Source organism: Euryhalocaulis caribicus (genome assembly GCF_000412185.1).
Taxonomy (GTDB): Bacteria; Pseudomonadota; Alphaproteobacteria; order Caulobacterales; family Maricaulaceae; genus Euryhalocaulis; species Euryhalocaulis caribicus.
Genome location: NZ_ASJA01000017.1, coordinates 16,628 through 27,981, shown reverse-complemented (window position 1 = coordinate 27,981; position 11,354 = coordinate 16,628). Strand labels below are relative to the sequence as shown.

The 11,354-nt window shown below is 64.7% G+C and carries 10 protein-coding genes; 9 read left to right on the top strand and 1 reads right to left on the bottom strand.

Annotation, left to right across the window (positions count from 1 at the left end; all coding sequences use genetic code 11):
* Nucleotides 1-3 precede the first annotated feature (3 nt).
* A complete protein-coding gene (hemF, locus tag L338_RS13155) occupies nucleotides 4-900 on the bottom strand; it encodes an oxygen-dependent coproporphyrinogen oxidase (protein WP_022698858.1) in 897 nt (298 codons plus the stop codon).
* A 120-nt stretch (nucleotides 901-1,020) separates the two neighbouring features.
* Here hemF and L338_RS13150 point away from each other — a divergent pair, with 120 nt between their 5' ends.
* From L338_RS13150 to L338_RS13110, 9 genes are all read left to right on the top strand, one after another.
* On the top strand, nucleotides 1,021-2,553 hold the full coding sequence (locus L338_RS13150; RefSeq protein WP_152485903.1) for a sulfotransferase family protein: 1,533 nt from the start codon (nucleotides 1,021-1,023) through the stop codon (nucleotides 2,551-2,553).
* 104 nt (nucleotides 2,554-2,657) lie between these two features.
* Nucleotides 2,658-4,160 carry a tetratricopeptide repeat-containing sulfotransferase family protein gene (locus L338_RS13145; protein ID WP_022698856.1) on the top strand — a complete coding sequence of 501 codons (1,503 nt, stop codon included), beginning with the start codon at nucleotides 2,658-2,660 and terminating at the stop codon, nucleotides 4,158-4,160.
* On the top strand, nucleotides 4,157-5,644 hold the full coding sequence (locus L338_RS13140; RefSeq protein ID WP_027068544.1) for a tetratricopeptide repeat-containing sulfotransferase family protein: 1,488 nt from the start codon (nucleotides 4,157-4,159) through the stop codon (nucleotides 5,642-5,644). Before L338_RS13145 ends, L338_RS13140 begins: the two co-directional genes overlap by 4 nt.
* Before the next feature lie 13 nt (nucleotides 5,645-5,657).
* On the top strand, nucleotides 5,658-7,196 hold the full coding sequence (locus L338_RS13135) for a tetratricopeptide repeat-containing sulfotransferase family protein (protein WP_022698854.1): 1,539 nt from the start codon (nucleotides 5,658-5,660) through the stop codon (nucleotides 7,194-7,196).
* A 214-nt stretch (nucleotides 7,197-7,410) separates the two neighbouring features.
* Complete coding sequence (gene petA, locus L338_RS13130) at nucleotides 7,411-7,938, top strand: ubiquinol-cytochrome c reductase iron-sulfur subunit (RefSeq protein WP_022698853.1); 528 nt, start codon at nucleotides 7,411-7,413, stop codon at nucleotides 7,936-7,938.
* Nucleotides 7,939-7,946: 8 nt separating this feature from the next.
* Complete coding sequence (locus tag L338_RS13125; RefSeq protein ID WP_022698852.1) at nucleotides 7,947-9,215, top strand: cytochrome b; 1,269 nt, start codon at nucleotides 7,947-7,949, stop codon at nucleotides 9,213-9,215.
* 19 nt (nucleotides 9,216-9,234) lie between these two features.
* The gene (locus L338_RS13120; RefSeq protein ID WP_051122793.1) at nucleotides 9,235-10,026 is read left to right on the top strand and encodes a cytochrome c1; all 792 of its coding nucleotides are present in this window, start codon (nucleotides 9,235-9,237) and stop codon (nucleotides 10,024-10,026) included.
* Nucleotides 10,027-10,042: 16 nt separating this feature from the next.
* Entirely contained in the window at nucleotides 10,043-10,912 is an 870-nt protein-coding gene (locus tag L338_RS13115) for an S-methyl-5'-thioadenosine phosphorylase (protein WP_022698850.1), read from the top strand.
* A gap of 36 nt (nucleotides 10,913-10,948) precedes the next feature.
* The gene (locus tag L338_RS13110; protein ID WP_022698849.1) at nucleotides 10,949-11,317 is read left to right on the top strand and encodes a hypothetical protein; all 369 of its coding nucleotides are present in this window, start codon (nucleotides 10,949-10,951) and stop codon (nucleotides 11,315-11,317) included.
* Nucleotides 11,318-11,354: the final 37 nt, after the last annotated feature.

Here is an 11,354-nt window from a genome sequence, read left to right as displayed (position 1 = left end):
ATTTCACGGCCATTTCACGACAGGCGGCATGGAGGACAGGATCGACTCGATATTGCCGCCGGTCTTCAGGCCGAAAATCGTGCCCCGGTCATAGAGCAGGTTGAATTCCACATAGCGGCCGCGCCGGACCAGCTGTTCCTCGCGCTCGGCGTCCGACCAGATCTCGTCCATGCGGCGGCGGACCAGCGCCGGATAGATATCATTGAATTTTTCGCCGACATCGCGGGTGAAGGCGAAATCGTCCTCCCAGTTCCCGCTATTGTGCCGGTCGTAAAAAATGCCGCCGACGCCGCGCGGTTCGTCGCGGTGTTTCAGATGGAAATACTCGTCGCACCATTTCGAATAGCGGTTGTAATAATCCTTGCCGTGCGGTTCGCAGGCGTCCCGGCAGGCTTGATGGAAGTCCCGCGCGTCCTCGAAATCCCGGTCGCGCTGGTATGACAGCACCGGCGTCAGGTCCATGCCGCCCCCGAACCAGGAGCGCGTGGTCACGATCATGCGGGTATTCATGTGAACGGCCGGCACGCGCGGATTGCGCGGGTGCACGATCAGGGAAATTCCGCTGGCCCAGAAGCGGGGATCGTCCTCGGCGCCGTCGATCTGTTTGGCGAACTCCGGCGAGAATTCGCCCTTCACTTCGGAAATATGCACGCCCGCCTTCTCGAACAGCCGCCCGTGCAGGAGAGAGGCCGTGCCCCCGCCTTCGTCCTTCGATCCGTCTCCGCGCGTCCAGGGGGAGCGGACGAAGCGGGCGGCTTCGCCGTCATAGAGATCGGGGTCGGCGTCCTGTTCCAGCGTCTCCAGCGCGGCGCAGATGCGGTCGCGCAGCGCGGCAAACCACTCGGAGGCCTTGCGCTTCTTTTCCTCGATGTCGTCGGGCAGGGGGCTGGATCTGGTCATGGGCGTCCAATCGCGTCTCTACGGGACCAGCGAGTTGCACCGGGTCATTCCACTTGTCAAAGTCGGCCGGCAGCCTTCCCGGCCCGGCCCCGATCCGGCGCGAAATGATCGAGCGCATTCATGACTTCACCTTCCGGTCCGGTGGACGGACGCACCGCGCCCACGCCCGAGACCATTCTTGAAGCCGCCCGCGCGGCGCAGGCGGACCACCGCTATGACGTGGCGTTCGAGCTGTCGCGGATTCTTTTGGCCCGGGGCGAGAATATCGGCGACCTCTGGGGAAAAGCCGCCCTTCTGGCGAACGATCTGGGCGATGCGGTCGGCGCGGTGGAGGCGCAGAAACGCTACGCGGCGGCCCGCCCGGACGATCCGGCGCCGCAGGCCAATCTGGCCAATTACCTGGCGCGCGCCGCCCGGATGGAGGAGGCGCTGGATATCACGGCCCGCCTGCTGGCGCGGGACCCTCAATCGCCGCGCCTGAACGCCCAGCACGCCGTGATGCTGCTCTATAGCGGCGATATGGACGGCGCCCGCGACGCCTATCAGCGGACTCTGAAACTGAACCCGCAGGACATCGAAAGCTGGCGGCAGCTGGTCAAGCTGGACGGGTTTGAGTCGCCGGACAAGGCGGCGGCGGAGATGGAGACGCTCAGCAGCCAGTGGTTTGACGCCGGGCGCACGGAGCAGGCCTCCGCGCTGCAATTCGCGCTCGGCGATCTCTACGAAAAGACCGGGGCGCTGGACCGCGCCGCCGCCCATTTTGATCGCGCCCAGGAGCCGATGGAGGCGATACGGCCCCATTCGGTGGAGGGCGAGGGCGACTTCATAGAGCGCACGAAAGCGATCTTTGACGGCGATTTCTACAAACGCGTCAGCACGGCCGGCGAGCGGCAGCAGTCAAACCGCCCGATTTTCATCGTGTCGCTGCCCCGCTCCGGCTCCACGCTGGTGGAGCGCATGCTGAACCGGCACAGCGGCGTGGCCGGCGGCGGAGAGCTGGAAGCGCTGCGCCTGGCCTGCTACCCGCTGGGGCAGTTCGCGCCGGAGGATTTCAAGCGGCTCGCCCGCGCCTATGGCGACAATGCTTTCAACACGCTGGGCGGCCGCTATCTGCAATTTGTCTCGGAAATTTATGGCGCGCAGGGCCGCGTCGTGGACAAGTCTCTGGAGATACCGCTGCTGGCCGGGCCCGCGCTGGCGGGTCTGCCCGAAGCGTCCTTTGTCTGGCTCAACCGCGATCCCCGCGATACGGCGCTGTCGATATACAAGACGCCATTCCCGCGCCGCGCCGACTGGACCTGGAGCTGGGAGCGGATCGCTCACAGGATCGTGCACGCCGAGGCCCTGAAGCGGCATTTCATGGCGCTGTTTCCCGAGCGCATTCTTGACCTGCAATACGAGGCGCTGGTTTCCGATCCTGACACGGCGGCGCCGCGTCTGCTCGATCACTGCGGCCTGCCCCCTGAACCTGTGCAGACCGATTTCTACAAAGGGCCGCAAGTGGTCAATACGGCCTCGCTCATGCAGGTCCGGCAGCCGATAACGACCAGCAATATCGGGCAATGGCGGCGCTGGGGCGGCTTCCTGCAGCCTTTCACGGATATTTTCGAGCGCATCTGGCCCGAGGAATGGGGCGAGCCGTATCATTCATGAAGACGCGGGCGGGCGGTTGTTGGCCGCTGCAATGATTGTCAAAAACGTATCGCCGCGCCAAAACGCACGCAGCACACCGTTCAGGGGCGAGGGGAACTGAAAACGTGAGCGCCACAGGACAGAATTTAGCGCCCGGCGAGGTCGAGGCGCGTATCGACGCCGCGCTGACCGAGGCCCGGGCCGCCCTGAAGAAGGGGGCGCCCAATATTACCGCGGCGCGGATGCGCGGGCTTTTGCGCAGCCGCGCGCAGCTGGGCGACAAGTGGAAGGACGTGGCGGAGCTTTCCAAGGATTCCTACGATTATTTCGCGGCCGAAAACGCCGCGCGCCGCTATCTGGCCCTCAACCGGGACGAGCCGGACCGCACGCTGTTGCTGGCGCGCATCCTGCTGGATGCAGACAAGGCGCGGGAGGCGCTGCCCCTTGCCGAGGCCCTGTTCCAGCAGGTTCCGCACGAGCCGCGCCTTGCCTTTTTTGCGGCCAGTTGCGCCGCGCGCGCCGGGGAGACCGACCGGGCGCTCAATTATCTCCACAAAGCCGTGGCGATGCGCCCCACCTATGGGTCGGCCTGGCACCTGATCGCCTGGCTGAAGCGTTTCGAAGCCGGCGACCCCGACATCGACGCCATGAAGAAGGCCTGGGACTCTGCCCAGATTCCCGATGGCCGGGAAAAAGCGGCGATCGGCTTTGGTATCGGCAAGGCGCTGGACGATCTGGACGAGGTCGATGAAGGCTTCGCCTATGTCAGCCAGGCCGCGGAGATGATGGCGAAGGAAACGCCTTTCAACGCCGACGATCTGCAGACCTATGTCGATGATCTTCGCCGCACGTTCGACGACTCCTTTTTCCGGAACACGCGCGGCGCGGGGGCGCCGGGCAAGCGCAGCATCTTCGTTGTCGGCATGCCGCGGTCGGGCACCACGCTGGTGGAGCAGATTCTGGGCGCGCATAGCGGATCGGCCGGCGGCGGGGAGCTGCCCTTCATGCAGGTGGCGACCCACGCGCTGGGGACGTGCCGCGGCGACCGTATCCAGGCCTTTCTGGAATTTTCCAAGTCCGACGACCCGCTGGGCAAGATGGGCGGGCGATATCTGGAGCTGATGTCGGAACAGTTCGGCCTGCGCGGCCACGTCGTGGACAAGGCGCTTAACAACACGTTCAAGGTCGGGCTCATTGCCAAGATGCTGAGCGAGGCGCCGATAATCTGGATGCAGCGCGATCCCGGCGCCATCGCCTGGTCGTCGCTGCGCGTCATGTTCGCGGGCCAGCATGGCTGGAGCTACGGCCAGCAGCGTCTGGCCGCCCGGATCAGGGCCGTTGACCAATTGCATGAGCATTTTGCCGCCCTGTTGCCGGACCGCGTCCTCACCGCGCCCTATGAATCGCTGACCGCCGCGCCGGAAGAAGGGGCGCGGCGCATCGTTACGCATTGCGGGCTGGAGATGGAGCCCGGCGTGCTGGACTTCCACAAGTCCCGGAAAGGCGTCTCGACCGCGGCGATGACGCAGGTGCGCGAACCGATCCACACACGGGCCGTGGACCGCTGGAAGCGCTATGAGGCGCATCTCCAGCCGTTTCTGGACGCCTATTACGGGACTGACCGTTGAACAACGCCGCGTCGGACCCCGGGACATTGTTGCAACGCGCGCGGCAGGCCCTGGCCGGCAATCGCCGGGACGTCACGCTGGGCGCTGTGCGGCGTTTGACCGCCCAGTCGCCCGATCTGGGCGCGCGCTGGGGGGAGGTGGCGAAAATGGCCGCCGATATCGGCGATATGCGCACTGCAATCATCGCGCAGCGAAAACTGATCGCGCATGCGCCGGGCGACCTCAATCATCGTTTTGCGCTGGCCCGGATGCTGGGCGGTTATGGCCGCACCGATGAGGGCATGAAGATCGCCGAGGCGGTGCTGGCCCGGGCCCCGAACGTGCCGGGGGCGAAATTCCGCGTTGCGTTCCTGGCCTCGCATCTCGGCATGATCGAGCGCGCGGCCGAGCTGTTCCGGGAAGTGGTCGAGGCCGACCCGATGAACCCCGACGCCTGGTCGCACCTTCAGAATCTCGACCGGTCGGGGCGGCAGCGGGAAGATATCGCCGCGATGCAGGCGGTTCGCCCGAAGCTGGAGAACGCCGCGCCGACACAGCGCGCGGCGCTGGAATTTGCGCTGGGCGACGCCTTCCACAAGCTGGAGGAGCGGGACGACGCGTTTGCTCATTTCGACGCCGGATCGAAGATCATGGCGGCGCATGACCCGTATCACGCCGACGCTTTCGACGATTATGTCGACACCATTATCGACACTTTCGACGCCGATTTTTACCAGTCGCGCCCCGGCGCCGGCGCGCCGGGCGACCGGCCGCTGTTCGTTCTGGGCATGGCGCGCTCCGGCACCACGCTGCTGCAGCGGCTTCTGTCCGCGCACAGCGCCGTGGCGGATGGCGGAGAGCTGTCGGCGATGCGCATTGCCTCCTACCCTCTCGGCCGCTTCCAGCCGGAGCGGATGGAGGAGTTCGAGAAGCGTTTCGCGGGACGGGAGAACGGTCCCTGGTCGGTGGTCGGCGATGTCTATCAGCAACTGATCGGCGAACAGTTCGGCCCGGACGGGAAGATCGTGGACAAGGCGATCAACCTGCCCTTCATGGCGGGCGTGATCCGGGCCGGCCTGCCGCAGGCGCCGGTCGTCTGGATTCGCCGTGACCCGTGCGACGTGGCGTGGTCGAATTTCCGGATCCGGCTGCTGAACCAGCAAAACTGGAGCTGGCGTCTGCAGGATATCGCTCATCGCATGGCGCATTTCGAAAAACTGCGGGAGCATTTCGCGGGCCTGTTCCCCGACGCCATCCTGAAAGTGGAATATGAGGATCTGGCGCGCGAGCCCGATGTCTGGATCCCGAAGATACTCGCCCATTGCGGATTGCAGCCTGAACCGGTGCAGGACCGCTTCCACAAGAGCGACAAGGCCATTGCCACGGCGTCGCTGGAATCGGCCCGTCAGCCCATCTCGACCAAGTCGATCGGGCGCTGGAAGGCCTATGAAAAACACCTCCAACCCTTTATCGACGCCTACCAGACCTATTCCAGCGACAACTAGACGGACGACGCTCTTGGCCGACCAAGCTCAAACGCCCCCCATCGAGGACGCCATCCAGGCGGCGATTGACGCCACCAAGGCGGGCCGCGCCATGCAGGTGATCGATATTGTTCGCGCAATCGTGTCGCGGGACGAGGATATCGGCGACCGCTGGGGGCTGGTGGCCGATCTTGCCGCCGACGCGGGGGACCGCTTTTCCGCCGTCCGCGCGCAACGGAAATTCGCCGCCGCCAAGCCGCGCGATGATGACCGCCGCATGAAGCTCAGCCGCATGCTGAATTCCGCCGGACGGACCGAAGAGGCGTTCGAGATCGCGCAGGCGCTGCAGAAAAAACACCCCACATCCGCCCCGGCCGCCTTCCGCACCGGCAATTTCGCCTTCTTCCTGGGCGACATGGACTGCGCGAAGGACATGTTCTGGCGGGTCGTGAAACTGGACCCGAACGACGTCGAAAGCTGGAACCAGCTGGTCAAGCTGGAAAAGTTCGAACTGGGCGACAAGGCGTATGGCCAGATGGAGGCGCTTCGCGACCGCCTGATAAAGGCCGGCGCCTCCAAGACCAAGGAATTGTCCAATCTGCATTACGCGCTGGGCGACGCCTATGACCGCATCGGGGAATACGACAAGGCGTATGAGAATTACGCGGAAGGTCAGGCGATCATGGCGGCCGAGCGGCCCTATGATGTCGCGGGCGAGCGCGCCTATGTGGAGCGCATCAAACGGACCTTCAGCGCCGCGCTCTACAAAAAACTCGAGGATCGCGGAATGGGCGCGGAATCCTCGCGCCCCATCTTCATTTTCGGCATGCCGCGCTCGGGCACCACGCTGCTGGAGCAGCTGCTGACCACGCACAGCCAGGTAAAGGACGGCGGAGAGCTGGACGCAATGCGCGTGTCGGCGTTCCCGCTGGGCCGGCTTGACCCGCAGCGCCTCAATCATTTCCAGCGCAATTTCGGCGGCCCCGGCGGCGATCCGTTCGGAAAGCTGGGCCAGATCTATCTGCGCTTTGTCGATGAAGAGTTCGGTCCGGAGAGCGAGGGCCGCGTCGTCGACAAGGCGCTGGACCTGCCCTACCACGCCGGCGCGGCGATGGCGGCGCTGCCAAACGCCAGTTTCGTCTGGATCCGCCGCGACCCGCGCGATGTGGCGCTTTCGGTGCTGAAGACGCGCTTCCTGGTCCGCCATGACTGGACCTGGGCATGGGAGCGCATTGCCGAGCGGATGGTGCAGGTGGAGGATCTTCAGCGTTATTTCCTGGAGCTGTTTCCGGAAAAGCTGCTGTTCATCCCTTACGAATCACTGGCCGCCGAGCCGGATGTCTGGGCGCCGAAGCTCCTCGAACACGCCGGACTGCCGGTCGAGGACGTGCAGAATAATTTCTACAAGACCGACCGCGCGGTGAAGACCGCCTCCAAAACCCAGGTGCGCCAGCCGATTTCCACCAAGTCCATCGGGGGGTGGCGGCGCTATGAAGAACATATGCAGCCCTTTCTGGAGGCGTATGAAAAAGCCCGCCCTTCGGGATGGGGAAATCCGTATCAGGCGCCGTAAATGCGCGTAATACGGTTGAAAATCGACGCCGCGCGCATTAAGCCGCGTTCTCTGTTGTTCCAAGCTGCGTGATGCGGCGAGCCGTCGCTGGCCGCGGCGGCGTCTTGAGACTAGTAATTCAGTGCAAGCGCGGAGCGGGGGCTCGAGCCGAAGGGGAAGGCCGCCGCGCGAATCTTCAAATTCACGCGCGCACGAGAGAAGAGGATTACAGCCGGTGAGCGAACCATCCCGCCGCGATTTCATCTATATCGCAGCCGGCGCCGCGGCGGCCGCCGGCGGCGCGCTGACCCTGTGGCCGTTTATCGACCAGATGAACCCGGCCGCCGACACGCTGGCGCTGGCCTCGACCGAGGTCGATCTGTCGCAGGTCACCGAAGGCCAGCAGATCACCGTCATGTGGCGCGGCAAGCCGGTATTCGTGCGTCACCGCACCCCGGCAGAGATCGAGGAGGCGCGCTCCGTCGATGTCTCCGGTCTGCGCGACCCGGCCACCGACCAGGAACGCCTGGTTCCGCTGTCCGGCGGCGAGTATCAGCCGCAATTCCTGATCATGGTCGGCATCTGCACCCATCTGGGCTGCGTGCCGCTGGGCAACCGGTCCGGCGACTATGACGGCTGGTTCTGCCCGTGCCACGGTTCGCACTACGATACGGCCGGGCGCATCCGCAAAGGCCCCGCGCCGAAAAACCTGGAAGTTCCGGGTTATGAGTACCTTTCTGACACTGTCGTAAAGATCGGGTGATCTGACTCATGAGCGGCCCTTCGACCTACGAACCCAAGACCGGCATCGAAAAATGGCTGGATTCGCGCCTGCCCATCGTGCGCTTCAGCCAAGACACGATGATCAATTTCCCGACGCCGAAGAACCTGAACTACTGGTACACGTTCGGCGGCATTCTCTCGCTGATCCTGGTGGTGCAGATCGTCACCGGCATCGTGCTGGCCATGCACTATGTGGCGCACGTCGATTACGCGTTTGAGAGCGTGCAGCGCATCCGGCGCGACGTGCCGTGGGGCTGGATGATCCAGTATATCCACGCCAATGGCGCCTCGATGTTCTTCCTGGCGGTCTATTTGCACATGTTCCGGGGCCTGTATTACGGCTCCTACAAGGCGCCGCGGGAGATCCTGTGGATCCTCGGCGTGGTCATCTTCCTGCTGATGATGGCGACCGCCTTCATGGGCTATGTGCTGCCGTGGGGCCAGATGTCCTACTGGGGCGCGGTGGTGATCACCAATCTGTTCGGCGCGCTGCCGATCATCGGTGAGACGATCACGACGTGGCTGTGGGGCGGCTTCTCCGTCGATAATCCGACGCTGAACCGCTTCTTCTCGCTGCACTATCTGCTGCCCTTCGCCATCGCCGGCGTCGTGGCGCTGCATGTCTGGGCGCTGCACGTGCCGGGCAACAACAACCCGACCGGGGTCAGCGTGAAGTCCGGCAAGGACACGGTGCCGTTCCACCCGTACTACACGGTGAAAGACGGGTTCGCCCTGCTGCTGTTCTTCATCCTGTTCGCGGTGTTCGTCTTCTACATGCCCGACATTCTGGGCCATGCGGACAACTATATCCCGGCCGATCCGCTGGTGACGCCGTCGCACATCGTGCCGGAATGGTATTTCCTGCCCTTCTACGCGATCCTGCGCGCCATCCCGGACAAGCTGATGGGCGTGCTGGCGATGTTCGCCTCCATCGGTGTGCTGTTCATCCTGCCTTGGCTGGACACCTCCCGGGTGCGCTCCATGCGCTACCGTCCGGTGATGCGCTGGTTCTTCCTGATCTTCGTCGGCGCTTGCCTGCTGCTGGGTTATTGCGGCGGCCAGAATCCGGAAGGCTGGGTGCTCCACGCCTCGCGTCTGGCGACCGTGTACTACTTCGCCTACTTCCTGCTGATCCTGCCCATCGTCGGCCTGATCGAGACGCCCAAGCCGCGTCCCGCCTCCATTGCCGATTCGATCCACGGGGACCGCGGGAAACCGCGTTCAGATACCGCCGCAACGCCTGCGCCGGCCGAGTAAGAGAGAGATGAAGTCTGACATGATGCGCGTATTTCTCATCGCTGTTGCGCTTCTGACCTCCACCACGGCCATCGCCGCGGAGGAAGAGGTGCACGCCCCGAACCAGGACTGGTCGTTTGAAGGTCCGTTCGGCGTGTTCGACCGCGCCTCGCTGCAGCGCGGCTATCAGGTCTATCGCGAGGTCTGCGCCGCCTGCCACAGCATGGACTACATGTATTTCCGCATGCTGGGCCAGGAGGGCGGCCCCTTCCATGACGAGGACTACCCGAACCCGAACGACAATCCGGTGATCAAGGCGCTGTCCGCCGAGTTCCAGATCGAGGACGGGCCGGATGATCTGGGCGACATGTTCATGCGTCCGGGCCAGACATCGGACCGTTTCCCCGCGCCGTACCCGAACGACAACGCGGCGCGCGCGGCCAATGGCGGCGCGCATCCGCCCGACCTGTCAGTGATCGTCAAGGCGCGCGGCGGCGGGGCCGACTATCTCGACGCCCTGCTGACCGGGTACAAGGACGCCCCGGAAGGCGAGGAGCCCCCGCGCGCGGGCCTCTATTACAACGAATATTTCGCCGGCCACTGGATCGCCATGCCGCCGCAGCTGACCGAGGGCCGCGTCACCTATGAGGACGGCACGGAAGCCACGCCGGAGCAGATGGCGGAAGACGTCACCACCTTCCTGGCCTGGGCGTCCGAGCCGCACATGGAAACGCGCAAGCGCATGGGTTTTGGCGTGATCATTTTCCTGATCATCCTGTCCGGCCTCACCTTCCTCGCCTACAAGGAAGTCTGGCGCGACGTCGAGCACTAGGGAACAGGGCGCGGCGATGTCCGCCTGGACCCTCGGCGTTATCGGCGGCTCCGGTCTCTATGAGATCGACGGGCTGGAGAATGTCCGCGAGGAGCGGATCGAGACCCCGTGGGGCGATCCCTCCGACGCGCTTATACGGGGGGAGATTGGCGGCGTTTCGCTGGTCTTCCTGCCGCGTCACGGGCGAGGACATCCCCTGCCGCCGTCGGGCGTCAATTACCGCGCCAATATCGACGCGCTGAAGCGCGCCGGCGTCACCGACATCCTGTCGATTTCCGCGTGCGGCTCCCTGAAAGAGGAGCTTCCGCCCGGGGCCTTCCTGCTGGTCGATCAGTTCGTTGACCGCACCATCAACCGCGAAAAGAGCTTCTTCGGGCCGGGCTGCGTCGGCCATGTCTCGGTCAGCGACCCGGTCTGCGCGCGGCTTTCGGGTTTCGCCGCCGCAGCTGCGCGAAAGGCGGGCGCGGACGTGACCGAGGGCGGGACGTATCTGGCCATGGAAGGCCCGCAATTCTCCACCCGCGCGGAATCCCGCCTGCACAAGAGCTGGGGCTGCTCGGTCGTGGGCATGACCAATATGCCCGAGGCCAAGCTGGCGCGGGAGGCGGAGCTTCCTTACGCCTCGCTCTGCATGGTCACCGACTATGATTGCTGGCGGGACGGCGACGATCTGGACGTCAGCGAGATCCTGGCGATCCTGAAAGCCAATGCCGACAAGGCGAAATCCACGATCCGCCACTTGGCGGAATCGCTGCCCGAAACCCGCGAGGCCAGCCCGCAGGGCATCGAGCGCGCGCTGGACTTCGCCATCCTCACCGCGGCCGAAGCGCGCGATCCCGCGCTGGTCGCGAAGCTGGACGCGGTGGCGGGCCGCGTTTTGGGTTAATCTCACAAAATCTTCATCGATTCGCGCGAGGGACGAATGGCCATCGGCTTGAGCATCCTGTCCATCCTGATCGGGTATATCGTCATGGCCGCGCTGGTCATGGGCGGGCATTTCCTCACCTCCCGCCTGATGCTGACCGGCCCGCACCCGACCCCGGCCTATATCAACGCCAATCTTGGCTTTGGCGCCGTGGCGGCGTTTCTGGGCGGCGTTGTATGCGCCCTGATCGCCCCGTCTTTCCCCATGGTTCATGCCCTCATTCTGGCGGGCGCGGTGGGCTCGATCAGCGCCACGATGATGTTTTCCGGTCCGCAGCCGGGCCAGCCCAACTGGTATCCGCTGGCCGTGATGGGCGAGGGCGTGCTGGGCGTTGTCATTGGCGGCGCGGTCATCGCCTTCCTCTAGAAGCGCCGCTTTCTTGATTCACCGGCGCATCCGGGTA

What these genes read in the sequence shown, in the direction of transcription:
- hemF (WP_022698858.1), bottom strand. Translation starts at nt 900, where the DNA reads ATGACCAGATCCAGCCCCCTGCCCGACGACATCGAGGAAAAGAAGCGC.
- L338_RS13150 (WP_152485903.1), top strand. Translation starts at nt 1,021, where the DNA reads ATGACTTCACCTTCCGGTCCGGTGGACGGACGCACCGCGCCCACGCCC.
- L338_RS13125 (WP_022698852.1), top strand. Translation starts at nt 7,947, where the DNA reads ATGAGCGGCCCTTCGACCTACGAACCCAAGACCGGCATCGAAAAATGG.
- L338_RS13120 (WP_051122793.1), top strand. Translation starts at nt 9,235, where the DNA reads ATGATGCGCGTATTTCTCATCGCTGTTGCGCTTCTGACCTCCACCACG.
- L338_RS13115 (WP_022698850.1), top strand. Translation starts at nt 10,043, where the DNA reads ATGTCCGCCTGGACCCTCGGCGTTATCGGCGGCTCCGGTCTCTATGAG.
- L338_RS13110 (WP_022698849.1), top strand. Translation starts at nt 10,949, where the DNA reads ATGGCCATCGGCTTGAGCATCCTGTCCATCCTGATCGGGTATATCGTC.